At 46.1% G+C, this 18,730-nt stretch carries 15 protein-coding genes and 3 pseudogenes; 7 read left to right on the forward strand and 11 right to left on the reverse strand.

Annotation, left to right across the window (positions count from 1 at the left end):
• The coding region (locus ACWPAB_RS03590) for a vWA domain-containing protein (protein WP_455692700.1) at positions 1–1,209 on the reverse strand (1,209 nt) is incomplete at its 3' end.
• Between the two features lie 258 nt (positions 1,210–1,467).
• Here ACWPAB_RS03590 and ACWPAB_RS03595 point away from each other — a divergent pair.
• Positions 1,468–2,052, forward strand: a complete 585-nt coding sequence (locus tag ACWPAB_RS03595; RefSeq protein ID WP_003573651.1) for a recombinase family protein — start codon at positions 1,468–1,470, stop codon at positions 2,050–2,052.
• Positions 2,053–2,177: 125 nt separating this feature from the next.
• Here ACWPAB_RS03595 and ACWPAB_RS03600 read toward each other — a convergent pair.
• Positions 2,178–3,767, reverse strand: a pseudogene (locus ACWPAB_RS03600) (BglG family transcription antiterminator); the annotation flags it as partial.
• On the opposite strand from ACWPAB_RS03600, the pseudogene ACWPAB_RS03605 reads away from it, so the two are divergent.
• Positions 3,765–3,928, forward strand: a pseudogene (locus ACWPAB_RS03605) (family 1 glycosylhydrolase); the annotation flags it as partial. The pseudogenes ACWPAB_RS03600 and ACWPAB_RS03605 overlap by 3 nt on opposite strands.
• Before the next feature lies 1 nt (position 3,929).
• Positions 3,930–4,040 (forward strand): annotated as a pseudogene (locus ACWPAB_RS03610) (alcohol dehydrogenase); the annotation flags it as partial.
• Positions 4,041–4,161: 121 nt separating this feature from the next.
• Here the strand turns inward: ACWPAB_RS03610 and ACWPAB_RS03615 are convergent.
• Positions 4,162–5,028 carry an aldo/keto reductase gene (locus ACWPAB_RS03615; protein ID WP_003573636.1) on the reverse strand — a complete coding sequence of 289 codons (867 nt, stop codon included), beginning with the start codon at positions 5,026–5,028 and terminating at the stop codon, positions 4,162–4,164.
• A 171-nt stretch (positions 5,029–5,199) separates the two neighbouring features.
• Here ACWPAB_RS03615 and ACWPAB_RS03620 point away from each other — a divergent pair, with 171 nt between their 5' ends.
• The gene (locus ACWPAB_RS03620) at positions 5,200–5,628 is read left to right on the forward strand and encodes a MerR family transcriptional regulator (protein ID WP_003563458.1); all 429 of its coding nucleotides are present in this window, start codon (positions 5,200–5,202) and stop codon (positions 5,626–5,628) included.
• A 63-nt stretch (positions 5,629–5,691) separates the two neighbouring features.
• On the opposite strand, the gene ACWPAB_RS03625 is transcribed toward ACWPAB_RS03620, so the two are convergent.
• The 5 genes from ACWPAB_RS03625 to ACWPAB_RS03645 form a co-directional block, all read right to left on the reverse strand.
• Entirely contained in the window at positions 5,692–7,047 is a 1,356-nt protein-coding gene (locus ACWPAB_RS03625; protein ID WP_003589893.1) for an APC family permease, read from the reverse strand.
• 245 nt (positions 7,048–7,292) lie between these two features.
• Entirely contained in the window at positions 7,293–8,420 is a 1,128-nt protein-coding gene (locus ACWPAB_RS03630) for an amidohydrolase family protein (protein ID WP_016381800.1), read from the reverse strand.
• A gap of 129 nt (positions 8,421–8,549) precedes the next feature.
• Complete coding sequence (locus ACWPAB_RS03635; protein ID WP_003573631.1) at positions 8,550–9,893, reverse strand: glutamine synthetase family protein; 1,344 nt, start codon at positions 9,891–9,893, stop codon at positions 8,550–8,552.
• A 327-nt stretch (positions 9,894–10,220) separates the two neighbouring features.
• Positions 10,221–10,973, reverse strand: coding sequence for a gamma-glutamyl-gamma-aminobutyrate hydrolase family protein (locus ACWPAB_RS03640; RefSeq protein ID WP_003577810.1), 753 nt, complete (start codon positions 10,971–10,973; stop codon positions 10,221–10,223).
• 29 nt (positions 10,974–11,002) lie between these two features.
• A complete protein-coding gene (locus ACWPAB_RS03645) occupies positions 11,003–11,752 on the reverse strand; it encodes a class I SAM-dependent methyltransferase (RefSeq protein ID WP_003563450.1) in 750 nt (249 codons plus the stop codon).
• A gap of 213 nt (positions 11,753–11,965) precedes the next feature.
• Here ACWPAB_RS03645 and ACWPAB_RS03650 point away from each other — a divergent pair, with 213 nt between their 5' ends.
• Positions 11,966–13,033, forward strand: a complete 1,068-nt coding sequence (locus ACWPAB_RS03650) for a mandelate racemase/muconate lactonizing enzyme family protein (protein ID WP_003569022.1) — start codon at positions 11,966–11,968, stop codon at positions 13,031–13,033.
• A gap of 78 nt (positions 13,034–13,111) precedes the next feature.
• Complete coding sequence (locus ACWPAB_RS03655) at positions 13,112–14,125, forward strand: serine hydrolase domain-containing protein (RefSeq protein WP_003573627.1); 1,014 nt, start codon at positions 13,112–13,114, stop codon at positions 14,123–14,125.
• An 85-nt stretch (positions 14,126–14,210) separates the two neighbouring features.
• Here ACWPAB_RS03655 and ACWPAB_RS03660 read toward each other — a convergent pair whose 3' ends face one another.
• The gene (locus tag ACWPAB_RS03660; protein ID WP_003577806.1) at positions 14,211–15,944 is read right to left on the reverse strand and encodes a pyruvate oxidase; all 1,734 of its coding nucleotides are present in this window, start codon (positions 15,942–15,944) and stop codon (positions 14,211–14,213) included.
• Between the two features lie 586 nt (positions 15,945–16,530).
• Here ACWPAB_RS03660 and fba point away from each other — a divergent pair.
• On the forward strand, positions 16,531–17,412 hold the full coding sequence (gene fba, locus ACWPAB_RS03665; protein WP_016381801.1) for a class II fructose-1,6-bisphosphate aldolase: 882 nt from the start codon (positions 16,531–16,533) through the stop codon (positions 17,410–17,412).
• A 71-nt stretch (positions 17,413–17,483) separates the two neighbouring features.
• Here the strand turns inward: fba and ACWPAB_RS03670 are convergent, their stop codons facing one another.
• Together ACWPAB_RS03670 and ACWPAB_RS03675 are read right to left on the reverse strand one after the other, a co-directional pair.
• Positions 17,484–18,059 (reverse strand): DNA-3-methyladenine glycosylase I, encoded by a 576-nt coding sequence (locus tag ACWPAB_RS03670; RefSeq protein ID WP_003563438.1) that lies wholly within the window; start codon positions 18,057–18,059, stop codon positions 17,484–17,486.
• The gene (locus ACWPAB_RS03675; RefSeq protein ID WP_003577804.1) at positions 18,049–18,660 is read right to left on the reverse strand and encodes a hypothetical protein; all 612 of its coding nucleotides are present in this window, start codon (positions 18,658–18,660) and stop codon (positions 18,049–18,051) included. Before ACWPAB_RS03675 ends, ACWPAB_RS03670 begins: the two co-directional genes overlap by 11 nt.
• Positions 18,661–18,730 lie beyond the last annotated feature (70 nt).

The following is an 18,730-nucleotide window of genomic DNA, read 5'->3' on the forward strand; positions in this document are numbered from 1 at the left end:
AATGATAGTATTAAAGTTTTTGACAATGTCCTTTGCCTGATTATTCAAATAAGCCTCAACGGCATCGGCACTATCGGCATCTTCGTATAGATCTGGTGAAGTGGGAATAAGTTCCATATTTTGACGCACATCTTCGTCTGACATGTAGCCTTCCGACCAGTAGCCGTCGTCGCCAGCCAGTTGAATGCCTAAAGCGTGCACCTCATTACCGCTATCTTTTGCCTTCTTAGCCTCACCTAATGTTGCTGGCCAAGTATCATATATATAATCACCTGAACTATCGATGTACGGATTTTTAAGTTCTGCGGTATAGCCGGGTTCATCTCTGGTAGTTCCAAAGTTAGTGCCATACAATGTGCCGTTTTCAACCACTGAATTTTTTACCTTATCAGAAAAAGTCGGCACACCATCTGTTAACAAAATCATCATCTTTTTATTGCCACTGGTGTCCGCATTCAGCATGGCTGATCCTTGCCGCAAACCAATCTGCGTATACGTACCACCATTAAAAGTTGGGCTCAATGCGCTATTAATCGCTTGTTGCTGACTGGTATTTCCTGCTTTGCCTAATCCAACGCGAATATAACCCGGTCCAGTGGTTTTATTGCCGCCACCGATATAGCCGGGACTAGAAAAACCAATTAAGCCAACATTGACGTAATCACCCAGACCGGCGTTTTGAATAGAAGTCAAGAAATTCTTAACGCCAGTACGAACGGCACCAGCTCGATCTGTGCCGCCATTATTTTTTGACTCCATTGACCCAGACATATCAACAACTAAGACAATATCTACAGGTTTCACATTTTGCTGGGTATTGCCTTTGACGTTCAAATAAACGTCGTACAATCCGGGGGTATTCGTCTCTTTAGCATATTTTCGAATCTGATAATCCGGATTATTGGGGTCACCAAATTTCAGGTAAGAATTCGTGGTATCAGTCGCATCACCATTCCATATTGTATTGTTATCCCACCCTGAAACTTGATCCCCGCCACGTTGATTGATTACATTTTGTTGTCCCGTGACCTGCCACGAATTTGTCGGATAGGTACCATTAGCATCGGTTTGATAGGTTGGGCGAATGTTAGCAGCGGCTGTCACAACTGAACTGCCACTTGTCACTAAGCCTGTTAACATGCTTATCAAAATCAATAAGACCGCGAACAAATGCCCAGTTCTCGCCACTTTAGCTGTCATCTTCGTCACATTTTTACCCTCCTCTCAGGTGAACTTTTAGCCACTGACATTGCAATTGTTCTTGCGCTTACAACTCGACACTTAAGAGCCAGTCTTTTTGTCCACTTAATAACAAATAAGAAACAGCCTCAACGATAAATACCGATAGTTATTTAATTCTAATTGTTTCCATAAAACATTTTTATGCTATAATTTTGGGAGTTCTTGCTTTCGGCTCTAATCTTTCAAGTTGTGATACAATTCGGCCTTGATGATAGGAGTGTTTTGATGAGATATGGCTATGCACGCGTCAGCACTGAAGGCCAGCGTCTTGAGTCACAAATAGAAGAACTGCGTAGAGCAGGTGTCGATGAAATTTATCAGGAAAAATACACCGGCACGACCACGGGTCGGCCGGTTTTTAAACAGTTATTATCTAAGTTGCAGTTTGGTGATATCTTGGTCGTGACAAAGTTAGATCGCTTTGCGCGGAATACGCGTGAAGCATTGGATGTCATGCAGACATTGTTTGATCATCATGTTGGGATACACATCCTGAATGTTGGTCTCATTGACGAGACACCGACCGGCAAACTGATATTCACCGTTTTCTCGGCTTTCGCCCAATTTGAACGAGACCTGATTATTAGTCGGACACAAGAAGGGAAAAAATACGCTCGAGCACATAATCCCAATTACCATGAAGGTCGCAAAAAGCTTTATAGTGACCAACAAATTAGGAAAGCTTTCGATGCACATATGCACGGTAAGACGTATCAACAAATTTCCAAAGAAACCGGTATTAGCACGGCTACCCTTAAACGCAGAATTCGAGATTTAAGTACGGAGCATTGTTCTGTGGCCGAAATGTGATTCTTAGCGCTAAAATTAAAAAGTGGCTGACCACATTAGCTTGTTGCTAATGTGGTCAACCACTTTTTAATTTAGGCTCAGTATGCTGACACATCATGTTATAAAAACTAGGGCAATAAGCCACCTCACATGTTTGTTTTGACGACATTTTTAAATTGTTCAAAATTCCTAACACGTGCAAGGGCAGTCGCCACTTGCGGCTCACTGAACATCGTGATTAAGGCTTCATACAAACGCATAAAGCGCTGTTGATCATTTTGACTAATAGCTGCAAGAACGACAATATTGACACGTCGCTCTCCCCAACGAATTGAGTTTTTCGCTATGCCGACACTAAAAGTTGTCTGCCTTGCTTCCATGTACACAGAATGTGGCAGAGCGACCGTCCCAAAAGCAGTACCAACCGCTTCTTCACGTTCAAAAACATGCTGTCGAAAACTTGGAGACACAATATGGCGGTGCTCCAGTTGATCACACATCAAGGTCACAACTTGATCCCGTTGCATGATTGGCTGCAATGTAAAGAAGAATTGCTCACCGAAGTAGATATCAAAATAGCGTCTTAAAAAATCCCTTTGTACGTTACGACGATGTTCCTCAATTGTCGCCATGATGGTGCTTTTCTCTTTACTCGTCATGAAAGGCGAAATTGTCACGACTCGATAAGCCATCGATGAAGCCTGAGGTACTGTCGTGATAAGCAGCGAAACATCGAGCTTATCAAGCTCAGAAGGGTCATTCACCAAGGCAACAACATTCAAATCATGCTCAAATTGCTTAGAAACATGCTGATACAGTTGCGTGTTCAAATTCATATAGTTCGGTGAAAAAATAGCTGTTCTGATTTTTTCAGAGTGTTGCTTTTGGCGATCTAATTCAGCACCAATATGCAGTGCAATATATGCTCGTTCGCCTTCCGTGATTGGAATGTGCAACAATTGACTAAGCCGAAAAGAAACAAAAACTGCCAGCTCAAAAACTACCGGAAAATCCTGCTTTAAAGATTCGGTTAGCGGACTGTTCAGACTGGATCCCTGCATGGCGCGAGAAAATAATTTGTTGAGATGCAAGCTGAACGGAAAAACGAAATAATCGTTATCTAGATCAATCCCAAATATGTGTTGGACTTCTGCAAATAATGAGCTCATCGCTCGCACAATGTTGTCACCAACAGTTGTGGTTAACTTGTCACGATCACTTAGCGGTAAATGGTCAACATTAGCATGAAACAACATGTGGATCTCTTCACGCTCATGTTTATTTAAAATAAGGTTAAAAACGTTCTCAATACGTTTAATAATTTTCGTGACAATAGCCGCATCATACGTGTTTAGCCATGAACTATAGGCATCGCGGGATAGCAATGTATCGTCGTGATGTAAGGATTGAATCATAATCAATAAATGCATCATGAGATTTATCAATGCATAATCATTGAGTTTTAATGTTGATGGCGCTAATTCTTCTTTGATAATTTGCTCGATCTGTTCAACATCGGTACGATTAAAGTTTTGTGTGAGCAAGGATCGATCAACGAAATGATGAGGTGCTTCCTCCATAATGAAATGCGAAATCAGTCGGCGTTTGGCTTTTTCATTTCCGGTAACCTGAATTTTATTATCGCGAATGACTACCCTAACGCCAGATTTCGAAAACATCTGATTGATCTTTTGAATGTCATTCTTTAAAGTTCCATAGCTAACAAATAAGCTTTCCTAGAAGATATTCGCTTATTTAAAGAAATGGTTTTCAATAGATGTCGTTTTTTGATTGCTTGGTCGCGAATTTTCTTCAAAAGATGCTCGTCAGGTTAACGAAGAAGTTTTATCACGATTTAATTGTTGAACTCAAAGCAAACGATATCGAGTCCATCCCTATTAACCAAAACCCTGCAGCCATTGAATGCCGAAAATCTGCGCCAAGCCCATGCCTTGGTTGAGTCAGGGCATATGATTGGTAAAGTCGTGGTTAATGGGCCTTGGGCTTAATATCGGCAATCAACTGAGCAGTTTTGATAAATCCCCACAAGGATAGCAAAAATGAGGCGCTTTTTATCAGCACCTCATTTTGTCGTATCAATTTTCTGATATTACCAGCAGTGTGTCGGCACTAACTCAAACGATCACTGTAAACCGGGAACTTCTGAAACTGACCATAATCTGTCAAAGGCTTCATCTGCTTGAGTGTGGTCATGTCAGCATCGTCAATTGAAAAATCGACATCAGCATTCGCCTTCATATGTTCTGGGTTGACCGTTTTTGGCAATGGTAGCAGGCCCAGTTGCAACAGATACCGCATACCAAGCTGAGCAACCGAAACGTGGTGCTTAGCAGCCATGGCTTGAATTGCGGTGTTTTTGAACATTTCGCCATGACCAAATGGTGAGTAAGCTTCAACCAAAATGTTGTGTGCCTTAGCATAATCAATCGTTTTGAATGGCGTCTGCGTGATGTGGGCCAAAACTTGATCCACCATTGGCGCGATTTTGGCATGCTTGATGATATTTTCCAAATCAGTCGGGTCAAAGTTAGAAACGCCGATTGCGCGGAGTTTGCCTGCTTTGTATGCCTCCTCCAAGGCGCGCCACGCTTCTAAATTGCCCTCAAAATAACGATTGGGTTCATCGTACTTAGCCCAGGGTTTCGGTGCATGAATAATCATCATGTCAATGTAGTCCAAGTTCAGCTTCTGCAATGAGTCATCAATCGCTTTTACCGCTTCATCATGGTTTTTGATTTCGGCAGCCAGTTTTGTATTCACAAAAATGTCTTTGCGATTGATCCCAGACGCACGCACACCTTCACCAACACCGACTTCATTACCATATGCCTCCGCGGTATCAATATGGCGATAACCGGCGTCAATGGCTTCATGAACAGCTTTCGCAGCATCAGCATCGGCATCAATCATCCAAGTGCCAAACCCGATTTTAGGAATCTGTACGCCATTTGCTAATGTATAAGTTGCTTCTAACATAATAGTCCCTCCTCGACAAATAATGCTGCCTTGATCTTTCATCCCAGTCATCACTACCAAACGTTCGTGACCGAGTGGATTTTCCTTACGCTTGATCAAGTGCTACACTCACCCTAACCCCTAAAGTTAGCTTTAGGTCAAGCGATTATTTAAAAAATTGGAGGTCATCATATGTCCAAATCTTATTCAATTGGTGAAGTTGCCACGATGACAAAGCTATCGATCCCCACCATTCGTTACTACGACAAGGAAGGACTCATCCCTGAACTCAAAAAAGACGCTTCTGGTGCCCGTTGTTTTGATGACCAGAATCTCGGTGCTCTCGAAATGATCGAGTGTCTGAAAACAGCAGGTATGTCGATCAAGGATATCAAAACGTTCATGCAGTGGAATCTTGAAGGCGATACAACCTTAAAGAAACGCCGTGACTTTTTTGACCAGTTACACGTCACGGTGCTCGCCCAAATGGCTGACCTACAACGAACCCTCGATAAAATCGAGTACAAGCAAGGTTACTATCGCCAAGCCGTGGCTGATGGTACGGAGAAGTATGTCAAGGCCGGCATTAGACATTCGCAAGTTGTAGCGACCGACCGATAGTCGCAACCTACGTCCAATCAAAAAGCCCACCATCAAAAATGGTGAGCTTTTTGGGTCATAACTTTAAAAATCTTCCAAACTCGTTTCAACATTGCGCCGCTTGGTTGCGACCCATAGACCGATCAGGAACCAGATGATCGCGATATATGGGAAGGTGTTCATCGGGAATGCCGGAATCGGCCAAAGACTGGTGTAAATTGGGTAAATGAGCACGAGAATGCCGATGACTGGTGCCAACACATGTTTAAACATTGATCGCCCCTTGTCTTTGCGGAAGTAAACAATGGCGCCAATGTTGACCAGCACGTAAACCGTTAGCAAGCCGAGCATGCCAATCGTTCCGAACCAGTTGTACATGTCGCTGGCGCTCACACCTAAGCCGATTGCAAAAATCGCATAAACGATTAACGCTAAGCCAGTGATGCCATCCAGCGCATGCGTCGGGGTCTGCTTGTCACCTGATAGTTCTGCCAGCCAAGGATGCAGATAGCCACTTTTGCCTAAAGCTTCCAGCATGAAAGCGCCGGCGTTGAGCGCACCGAAGTAGCAGGCAAAATAACTAACCATCGCCGCAAAGTCCATGAAAATTGCGGCGTTCGTGCCTAGATAATGGGTCGCAAGAAAGTTCATTGGCGCGGTACTTTTCGCAAGATCGCCGATGTGGGCGGAACCAAAACCGATGACTTCGGCGTAACTGACAAGAAAATAGAAAATTGCTGCAAAGCTAACGGCACCCAGCAAAGCAATACTAATCGCCTTGCGCGGATGGGTGGCCCGTGGCGCAATCGTCGCCGAGCCTTCAAAGCCGGCAAAAGACATCAAAGCAAATACCATGCCCATACCAAGGCCGGTCGCCATATGCGGTTGTGGAATAAACGGCTGAACTGAATTGCCGCTGCGACCACCTGAGAAAATGATCACGACAGTCAGGACACTCAGCACCAAAACCGCCAACAGCTCAAGCACCAGCGTTAGCCTTGTCGAGAATTCGATGCCTTTATGGCTAAGCCAGCCGCCAAGCAGCAGCACAATGATGTTGTACAAGTTGACTGGTAAATGAATACCAAAATGACTTAAAAACACGTCAGCAAAATTGCCGACAATGGCGCCCGAACTGAAAACAAAGGTCACGTACGTCAACACGAGCAGCCAGCCGGAAATGAAGCCCGCCTTTTCGCCAAGCGCCTTGGCATTATAAGCATAGGCTGACCCATCACCGGGAATGCGCTTGCCAAGTTCGACAAAAGAAATCGCAACGAATAACACGCCGATCCCACCAAGCAAGAAAGCAATGGGCATATTGATGCCTGCATTGGCGGCAGCACTTGCCGTGTTAAAGGACATGGCGCCAGTTGGGGCAACCATGGCTATCGAGAGACCGAATACCTCGAGTAAGGTTAATTTTTTACGTTTTTGCATGATTAGTGAAGGAACTCCTCTTTAAACGCGTTCTCCAGCCCAGAAACCTCAACATCAGGACCACAAGCACAATGGCCAAAGAACGGCCATCGCACTTGTGCCCACTTATGCTCTGGTTTCTAACCGGGCTGAATCGCGCTCTCTTTTAAACGCGTTCACTTGCGCAGAAACCTCCACATAAGGACCTTAAGCCTAAATGGCCAAAACCCGGCCATTTAGGCTTAAGGCCGCTTATGCTCCGGTTTCTAAACGCTCAGTTCACGCTCTTGATGATAGAGCTTGGCACTGGTTTGCCAGCAAATGGCGTTGATCCATGCCTTTTTCTGGGCGAGGTCAACGAATGGCAATTGGTTAAAATGTGCCACCAAGGCTTGCTTGAACTGCCGTGCTGCCAACCCGTACATTTCTGGGTAGGTGCTGGCGTCGGAGGCAAATAGGATGCGCGTATATGGTGCCAATTCGACAGCTTCATTGAAAACCCGACTGGCCCCACTTGGCCCTAAGTTATCCAACAGTGAAATATCAAAGTACAGATTCGGAAACACGCTGGCAAGATATCCGGCTTCGCGATGGTATGGATAACAATGTAACAGCACCACTTTCAAGCCTTTTTTGGTAAAAGCGTTCAAGTAGTCGCGCATGAGCAGCGTATTGCCAAGATACATATCGGTATCAGCATCACCGTAACCAACATGAAATTGCAACGGCATATCTTGCGCGATTATGAGCGGCGCAACGTGATACAACATGTAATCAATCAACGGCTTGGAAGTCAGTCTCTTTTCGCCTGAATGCTTCCACGTATCGAATCCAGCCGCCGCCTCAATCACGTTGACCGGTTCAAGGTGCAGTCCAACCCGATAAGCAGCAATGGATTTGAACCCAACGAACCCGTGGGCCTTGGCCTGCTTCACATCGTTACTGAACGCCTGCCACCAAGCCGCAAAATTATCATGTTCCAGCATGAAGTCTTCGGCGTGCGTTTCAAGCCGATAGATCGCCTTCACTGGTATACCAACGAGCTCTGCCGTCTGATCAAGATCAAGAATCGGATCATCCGGCACAAACCCAGTGTCAATAAGTAGCTCCTTAAAGTGAAAATGGCCGAAAATCCGATGGTTGTAGGTCGCATAGCCGGGATCATTCATGGCCGCTAATGGATTGTTTGCGTCAAGCGCAAACTCCTTAGCCAAGGCTAAAAAGCCGTGATAAGCCAGTCGATTTTTGGTATCGGCAAGCGGATAATCTTTGTCTGCTTCCGTTGATACCTGCGCGAGCCGGTCGTCACGATTCGGTACCTTGCCGTCAATCAAAAAATGGCAATGATGATCCAACAATGGGACTTGGTCGACAAATTCAGATAAGTCGTCCAAAATACTTCCTCCTTCACACGTTTGCTGGTGCAATGACCAGCTCACGCTTTCCTAGAAGTTTTAAAGCGAAGTGCCTTCATACAACGTGATCGCTGCCAGCCTTCATGACAACGATCATGTCAAAATAGTTTAATACAATTCGCGATGCAAGGCAGCAATTTTTTCCAATGCCAATTTGGCATAATACTGATCGTCCTCGCGCTTGATTTTCGCGTAGGCATCGACCAATTGCTTGCCAAATACTTGCTGGAATAGCGAATCTGCCTCAAAAGCGTCAACCGCTTGGCTCAGTGTGCGTGGCAGAAGCTGAATCCCTTTGGCATCGCGCTCAGCTTGACTGAGACTGGCTGGATCAACATCGCAATAGCCATCCGGTTGCATGTGATTTGTGATGCCGTCAAGTCCTGCCGCCAGCAAACCAGCAAAAGCCAAATAAGGATTAGCAGTCGCATCACTTGCCTTGAGTTCGATGTTCATCGAGCTGGCCGGATCACCCCAACTGGTTGACGGAATGCGAATTGCCGCCTCACGATTGTCTTGACCATATGTGGCATATGCACTGCTCCAATGACCAGGTGCCAAGCGCTGATATGAATTAGCCGATGGACAGGTCAATGCCAGCAAACCTTGAATATGTTTCAAAACACCGCCGACAAAATACTGCCCAATCGTGGATAGTTGCATCGCTGCCTTGTCATCAAAGAAAGCATCTTCTTTATCTTGCCAAAGTGACAAGTGAATGTGTGCCCCTGACCCGGCCGAATCAACTAGCGGCTTTGGCGCGAATGAGGCATATAGGTCAAAAGCCTTCGCGGTATTTTTGATGATCCGTTTGTAAATCACCTCATTGTCCGCAGCGGTCACCGGATCACTCGGCAACATGCTCAGCTCATGCTGACCAATGCCACCTTCTGGGTAATAAGCGTTCGGCATAATGCCGACTTTTTGCAGTTGATCGATCGCCTTCAGAATGAATGGATACGCAAAATCCATGGACTCGGTGGAAAAGGCGACATGTGGCATTGCCGGTTCGCGATGATCTTTATCTCCAGTAAATAACTCGAATTCATTTTCATAGGCCATTTTGACCGTGAAGCCAGCATCAGCAAGCTGCTTGACGACTTTTTTCAAAATGGACCGCGGATCAGATGCGTACGGGGTTTTATCAAGATTGTAAATATCCCCCATTAAGGTGGCAACTTGCGGCATATAGGGTAGGACATGTGCCGACGCCGGATCACCAACAAGGCGCAGTTCGCCAATAGGCGTCATGTCCGCCACCGGCAAAATCGTATCACGTTCACTGACATTCAAGGTTGCTTTGGTCAACCCAATCCCATCAGCCAGCTTGGCCTTCAAGCTGGCAAGCGGAATCACCTTACCACGCGTTAACCCGTTATAATCCACATACAGAAACTCGATCAGCTCAGTTTGCTTCTCTGTCAGCTGCTCGATGACGGCTTCATCGCCCATGTTGATTTCCTCCTCTTAGAATGCCCTCGCCAATTATTCAGATACACCCGGTTAAAAAACACCGTTACATATGTATCGTTCGGCCCTAATGTTACATGATTTTAAATAAAAGGAAAGATTGTCTAAAAATTGTTGCGGGGGAATTTGCAAATAGCGTCACTAATTTGGCAGGTTTTACAGCAGCTACCATGTCCTTGTCCCGAAAAACTATCGACAATCATGAAGCACCAAGGCCTTCATCGAAATAAAACAAGCACCCGACCAATCTCAAAGAATTTTTGAGCTGATCAGGTGCTTGTTCTGTTATTCGAGCTAATCGTAACATCCTTATTTTTGATGTGTAGCAATCCGATCCAAAAAGTCTTGAAAAACCACTAATTGTTGCGGATCTTCTTGTTGCCACATGTTTTCTGGATGCCATTGCACCCCGAGAAAAAGATCATTGTCGATTGACTCCATCCCCTCAACAACGCCATCAGGAGCCACCGCTGTCACCCGCATGCCCTTGCCGACAGTTTTAACTGCCTGATGATGCCGCGAGTTCACTTTAATCGTGGTCTTCCCATACAAGGCAGCCAATCGGCTATCAGGTGTCAAATCAACATGGTGGGTCGCAAATTGGCCCAGTGTGGCTTGGGGATGCTGAATTTTCAAATCAGGGTATTGACTTTCCAAATCCTGATACAACGTACCGCCCATCGCCACATTCATGATCTGAATGCCACGGCAGATACCAAAAATCGGTTTATTTGCCGCCAGTGCCGCTTTGATCAATGCAATTTCGAAAAGATCTTTCTGATAAAGCGTCATGCCAATCTTGGGATGCGGTTCTTCCCCATAGAATGTGGGATCAACATCCGGACCACCAGGCAACATGAGGCCATCAATCAGCTGCACATAATCTTGCGCAAGCTGCTCAGTCTGGCTGACATCATCAGGAAACGCAATGATCAGCGGCAAAGCATCAAGTTTAATAAAAGCCTCTTTCAAATCATGCGGCGCATAGGCAGGATGGTTGTTTGGCATCACTGGGTTAACTTCGATCAATTCATCTGTGGGAATCCCAATTATTGGCTTCACGATTTATTTCCTTCTATTCTACTTAGGATTTATTTTTCATGAGTATACGCCGTTTTGGTAGTCGCCACAATGAGCATCATCGGCCGTCGCAATTCATCTGCCATCCCCGGAATGGTTTTAACCATTTCATCTGTCGGTGTCGGCTCAATCACGCGATTCAACCGTAACTGATGATCAAGCAAGGTATTGAGATAGGTCGTCAAAGTGCGATGGTATTTTTTAATCTGGTGCCCCAGAAAATCAGTCTTCCGCTGGCTTTCATCGAAATAGCGATCAACTGGCCAGTAAAGGTTGTGCCCTTGATCATCCGTGACCCACTCTTCTTTGCCTTGGGCTGTAAAAATTGGATGTTCAACCGACATGACAAAATGACCGCCAACTGGCAGCTTATCACTGATTTTTTTCACAAGCTGGGCGTAATCCTCAATGTAGTGAATGGCCAGCGAGCTCAAGATAATGTCAAACTGATCCGGCAATTGATCAATCGCCTGCATGTCCATCCGGCGATAAGTGATCCGCTGGTCGGTCGTCTTTGCTGCTGCCTCAGCCAACATTTTAGCGGAGGTATCAATGCCGAGGACACTTTTGGCGCCATGCTCAGCAGCATAGCGGCAATGCCAACCATAGCCACAGCCTAAATCCAATACCCGTTTACCAGAAAAATCTGGCAGAACTGTTTTTAATTCATGCCATTCACCGGCACCTGCTAGTCCCTTTTTGGACCGATCCATCTGGCTGTATGCTTTAAAAAATGCGGGATCATCGTATATATCTGACATGACATAACGCTCCTTCTAAGAATATAAGTCCATCATCGCAGTCACCGCTAGCATGTGCAACCATTGTGCATATGACGTAAAACAAACAGATTGGCAAAATGAGATTTTGATTTGAATTCGGTGGCAAGCGATGCTACAGTTGCTTCATACTTTTTGAATGTTTGTCTGTCAGATTCAGGTACAGACACCACGTCTAAAATGAAGGAGTAAGCGATGGAAATCACAGCAATCACGGCGTTCCCTCGGCAGGTAAAACTTAAAACGCCTTTTAAGTTAGCCTTGGGCGAGTTGCGGGACATCACCACACTGATCATCAAAATCGAGACTGATGATGGCGTCACCGGCTATGGTGAAGCCTCGCCTTACGCACCGGTAAATGGCGAAACCAATGAAACCGAACAAGCTGCTCTGCCAGTTTTCGTCAATGCTTTAACTGGCTGCGATCCGCGCAATCTTGAACAGGTGCATGCACGCATGGATGTCGTGATGGCTGGTCATACAGCATTAAAATGTGGGATTGACACCGCCTGTAGTGACATTTTAGGTAAAGCAGCCAGCTTGCCACTATGGCAACTGCTTGGTGGTCATAGCCATATCGTCACCACGGATATCACGATTCCGATTGGCACTCCGGCTCAAATGGTGGCTTCAGCGCGGACATATGTGGCCGCTGGTTTCACGGCATTAAAGTTAAAAGCTGGGGACAACGAAGCCGCCGATATCGCCGCCATTAACGCGGTGTGTGCTGCAGTCGGCCCCACCATCTCGGTAAAAGTGGATGCTAATCAAGCTTGGACTGTATCGCAAACGTTAAGAATTGCAGCCCAACTCAGGGCCCCCAATTTAATTGCCATAGAACAGCCGGTGCCTGATTGGCAGTTGCTGTCTCTACCTTTGTTACGCGCGCAGTCACCCGTTGCCTTGATGCTTGATGAAAGTATCCACAACGCCCATGATGCCGCCGATGCTATTCGCCTGAACGCCGCCGATTTGATCAACATCAAGCTGGCTAAATCGGGCGGGCTGTTCGGCGCCGCGGCGATTGACGCGACTGCCGCAGCTGCCGGCGTACCTTGCATGGTCGGTTGCAATGCCGAAACTCGCCTAGGAACAGCCGCATCCGCTCACTTCATCGCCGCACACGAGAATGTGCACTACGGCGATATCGACAGTTTCATGTTGCTGGCAGAAACTGACTGGCTTAGCGGCGGCTTCACCGCAGACGGTCCGACCTTAACCTTATCAGATCGACCAGGCCTCGGCGTTGACGTCCGACTTTAAGAGAGCGTGAACCAGCCCGGTTTCTGGGCTGGTGAACGCGTTTAAGAGCCTGAGCTGGCGCGGTTAGGAGGAAATCAATTGACTGATTGGCAAGGCTATCAAAAGATTAATGAAAAGTACCATCTCAATGGGGCGACCATCATCGTGAATCCGACTGAAATACTTTCAAGTTGGCAAAATGGTGCCGCTGATTTTTCAATGAAACGGCCGTTTACCCTTCAAACAACTAGCGGCTTAGGTTCGCTAAGTAAACAATTCACCGCTGACAGCGTGTTACTCCTGAACGCGGCTGACAAGCTCGACATAGAGGCGTCCTTAGTAGATTATGTGCCGAACTATCGCTATGCCGATCAAGTCACCTTGCGTCAGATGTTGAATATGGCCAGTGGCATTCCTGATTACACCGAGCTTTTACTAACTGATTATGCCAAACGCATGCCTGGTGCCAGTGAATCCCATCTTAGCTACCCTATTTTGGAAGATCTTGGTCATGGCGATGAGATTACCGAGGTCATTTCGTTGCTAAATCAACATCCACTGGATTTTACACCGGGTGAAAAAGGCGTTTACTCCAACAGTAATTACTTATTGCTTGGTTTCATCATCTCAAAAATTACTGGCGATTCGTTAGCACGCTTTTTTGAGGAACATTTCTTTGAACCGCTGGCGATGACTCAGACACGACTTGGGACACAATATGCTGAGGCCAACAGTTATGATGACCTAGACGTTACGGCTGGTAAACCTGTCGTGCTTGGCCGAGGTGCCTACCAAGGTGGGGACGGGGCCGTTGTCAGCTCCTTAACCGATCTTGCCAAATGGGCGCAGGCCGTGTTGCGCCACGATATTCTGTCTGAAAAAGATTGGCACGAGGCACTGACCCTCACCCACGACTTCTACGGTATGGGGTGGATGCATTCGAAAACGCCAAATTGGTTCAGCCATGCCGGTCACGTTTTCGGCTATTGGACCTATTTCGATGTTTCGTTCGACAAGCAGCTGGCGCAAGTGACACTTAACAACATGTCCCCTGGCGATGAGGCTCGCAAGACATGGCAAACAGAGATGGCGGCTTGGCGGGAGACCCTCTAAGTAAAAAAAATCCTCACTTCGGACATGACTCGGAGTGAGGATTTTTTATTGAAGCCATTTATTTTTGATACAAGCTAATCGAAAATTAGAAGAATTGCCGCATAATATCCTTCAATGGCGGCATGGACGGAATCTTCCAATAATTCTCAAGATATTCGGAACCGTACTTCATGTAACCCTTTGCTTCATCACCAACGATTTTGCCTGGAAGCGGTGCATCGTCTTGGACGTAGGTATTGATCAGAACCGGTTTATCGGTCTCTTTGTATGCCTTGGCTAATGCATTTTTGAATTCGTCATTGCTGCGAGCGGTGTAGCCAATACCGCCTGCTGCTTCAGCAATTTTGGCATAGTCCATATCAGCCAAATCAATTTCATAGTTCAACTGACCGGCACTTTGCTGCTCATATTCAATAAATGCCAACTTCTGATTATTCATGACAACCATGATGATCGGCAACTTGTACTTGACTGCTGTGACAAAGTCTTGCATGACCATCGCGAAGGCACCATCCCCTGCGACACTGATATTTTGCCGCTTTGGAAAAGCCTCAGCACCCGCAATCGCGCCTGGCAAGCCACAGCCCATGGTTCCCAACCATGCGGAAATTGTATACTTTTGCGTTGGCTGAACGTTCAAGAAACGGGCACCCCATGATGTGGACGTACCGACATCAATCGAGTAAATCGCATCTTTTGGCGCGGTTTGATCAATCGTTGCGAAGACTGCTTCAGGCGATGCCGGATTAGTAGCCAGCAAGCGCTTTTCGCTCATCCACTTATTCCAGCTCTCCATATTCTTCTGGCAAGCTTTCAGAAAACGATCATCATCACGCAAGGAGCCCTTCGCATTCAGTTCGGTGAAAAAGGTGCCAACGTCGCCGTCAACAGCAACATCAACTGAATAACGTTTGCCCAAGTTTTCTGGGCGCGTGTCGATTTGAACGCACTTAGCTTGACCTTCGGCTGGCAAATAAGGCGTATATGGATAATTCGTCCCGATCATGAAGAGGAGATCAGTCGCTTTCATCGCCTCATATGCCGGCTTCGTACCTAGTTTACCGACATTGCCCAAACTATTGGGATGATCATCGGCGATAGTGCCTTTTGCTGGCATCGTTTGAATAAACGGTATGTGATTGGCCTCGACAAACTTTTGAACCAACGCACCTGCATGCTCAGCACCGCGACCGATCAACGCAAGTGGTTTTTGTGCCTGTTGCAGCATCGAAGCAACGTCCTCTAACTGTTTAGGATCAACTTTCGGCACATTCAAGGCAAAAGCAGCGGCGCTGTCCTGATAACTAGCAGCTTCTTTTTGAGCTGGCAAATCATCTGGAATGGTTAAAACTGCCACACCTTTTTCTGTAAAGGCTGTGCGAATCGCCGTATCGACAATTTGTCCTAAGTTATCCGATGCCATGACAGTTTTGTTATAAACCGCCACATCGTCAAAAAGCTTCGGTGTATTCACTTCTTGGAAAAAGCCTTCATTCATGTTGCTCGTCGTCACCTGACCGAGCAGGGCCAGAACCGGGACATGATCCATTTTGGCATCATACAAACCATTTAATAGATGAATGGCGCCAGGGCCGCCAATGGAGAGACAAACACCCAAACCGCCTGTTAACTTAGCAGTTGCCGCTGCGGACAAAGCGGCGACTTCCTCATGCCGCACCTGCACAAACTTGATCTTATCCTGATGTCGACGTAAGGCATCAACTGTGGTATCGATTGAATCACCAGGCAATCCAAAAACGTGTTTAACTTGCCAATCCATCAAAACACTGACTAACTGATCTGCTGCTTTTGTTGCCATATCAAAATCTCCTTTATTGCATTTCGTCATGCAAACAACTCAATTGTTATCAATTTATTGACAACTCCACCTTAGTTCTTTCAACGGCATGGTCAACTGCTCTTAGTGTGATCTCATTTATCAAAGAGATCAGACTTTGTGAATTCAGATTTTTTCAAACCATACAACAACTAACCCAATTTAAGAAATACCCACTTATTGCGATTTGCTTTTCTATTAGTTAGCATTTTAAATTGTGAAACGTGCCACTTATAAACAAATTTCCGTCTTCTTTTTATGAGAGTAATCTCATTTAATCTTGACTAAATATCCGATTGCGGTCACACAACTACCAGTTTCAAACAAATTTCAATTTGATGGTCATTTTTTATTTTGTCGGCAAAAAGTGAGCAAATCAGTAGCATTTTCCCTGATTACGGGGTACATTCAAAGTGACTTTGCGTACACACAGACATATGTATGACGGGTGTTATAAAAAGCCGTCACGCTGCTCGAGTAGCTCTCATCATTTTCTCGCCCTTTTCTCCCGCAACATATGATAAAATACAACGGTTGTGAATTGTTTATTTCCTAGGAGGATATCTACATGCCATTAGTTAACGCTGCAGAGCTTGTAAAAGCTGCACATAAAGGTCACTACTGTATCGGTGCCTTCAACACCAATAACTTGGAATGGACACGCGCCATCCTTGCCGGTGCGCAAGAATTGAACGTTCCGGTTATCATCCAGACATCCATGGGTGCTGCTAAGTACATGGGCGGCTATGAATTCTGCCAGACCATGATCGAAGCAACGGTTAAAGCCATGGGCATCACCGTTCCTGTTGTGATTCATTTGGATCACGGTAACTACGAAGCTGCCAAGGAAGCTATTGCTGCCGGCTACAACTCCGTTATGTTCGACGGCCACGACCTCGACTTTGAAGATAACTTGGAAAAAACCAAGGAAATCGTTAAGTTGGCTCACGCCAAGGGCATTTCTGTTGAAGCCGAAGTTGGTTCTATCGGCGGTGAAGAAGACGGTGTTGTCGGCGAAGGCGAATTAGCTGACGTTGAAGAAGCCAAGACATTAGCCGCTACCGGGATCGACTTCCTGGCTGCTGGTATCGGCAACATCCACGGTCAATATCCAGACAACTGGAAGGGCCTGCACTTCGATCGTCTGCAAGAATTGAACGACGCTGTTAAGATGCCGCTCGTTCTTCACGGCGGTTCTGGTATCCCTCAAGAACAAGTTCAAAAGGCAATCACCATGGGTATTTCCAAGTTGAACATCAACACCGAATGCCAGCTTGCCTTTGCTAAGGCAACCCGTGAATACATCGAAGCTGGTAAGGATCAGCAAGGCAAGGGCTTCGACCCTCGTAAGCTGCTCAAGCCAGGCACCGATGCTATCACCGATATCTTCAAAGAAATCACCGGCTGGATTGGCAACAAACCAGTTAAGATGGTTCCAGAAGCACTTTAATTTTTTCATTAAGTGCCATTCAAAAGCCCACTCGCAAATTTCAGCGAGTGGGCTTTTTCATACATATTTCGTTACTCATCAAGTATTTGATTAACAAAACAGTCGGCTTCATGATCATTGACCAACCCTGCAGCCTGCATAAATGAGTAGATAACGACGGGACCAGTAAATGCAAAGCCATCTGCCTTCATTTGCTTGCTCATGTGCTTGGCCAAGTCGGTTGTGTTAGGCACCTGATCATGACTGGTAATATGATGCCGAATCGGCTGATTGTTGACAAAGGCCCACACGTAATGATCAAAGTCCTCGCCTTTGGCAGCTAACTGTGCGATCACGCGCGCATTGTTAATGATCGCCGTCACTTTCAGCCGATTCCGAATAATTTGCGTATTTTCTAAGAGCACAGGAATCTTCGGTGCCATCTGCTGCACCTGCCGATAGTCAAAGTTAGCAAAAGCCTGTTTGAAAGCAGCGCGTTTATTCAAAACGGTCTGCCAGCTCAAACCTGCTTGCATGATTTCAAGCGACAAAAGCTCAAATAAGTGGCGACTGTCATGGCTGGGCCGCCCCCACTCTTCATCATGATACTCGCGCATCAAGTCATTACTGGTTTGTCCCCATGCGCAACGGTGTTTTTCAGCCAGCATATCGTACCTCCAGCGGTTGTATCTTAATCGGCTGGGTCACTTGCACGCGTCGATTCTGCGTCAAAGCAAGTTGATGCTCAGCGACAAGTTTAGCCATGACATCATTGCCTAGCTTGCCAGCCAAATGAACCCGGCGTTCCGAAAAATCAATGCAAGTCTGAATGTTCAGCTGATGCACTGGACGCCCGAGGAATTGCGCAAATGCGTGGCGGCCTTTTTCAGTAAGCTGATACACATTTGGTGCCGTCAGCACAACCATCTTTTTGGCTAACAGCTGGTCAAATAAGGCAACACCAGCTTTCCCAGCCAAATGGTGGTAGCAAGTTCGCGCTACTCCAAGCGCATGGGCTGCCTGTCGTTGATCTAAGTAATCATCTGCAACTGCACTTAATTTGCTGGTCGCCTGTTGCGGCTGAGTGGTCTGAAAATAATCGCGCCCTGCAAAGTGACGTCGGTTCATTTTCTGTAATCCTACTAAGTGTAATAAAGTTTCCTCAACCGGCTTCTCTGGCATCTTCAATAACTTAGCTATTTCCTTAAGTGTCAAAAACCGGCCACTATCTAACAAGTCTAAGATCTTCTGAGATAAATTTTCTTGCATGCTGGTACCTTCTTCCCAAATAGCAAACATACGTTCTTATCTCGAGTATACCTTTCTCATTCTTCAAGAA

The sequence above is a fragment of the Lacticaseibacillus sp. 30 genome (assembly GCF_053819265.1).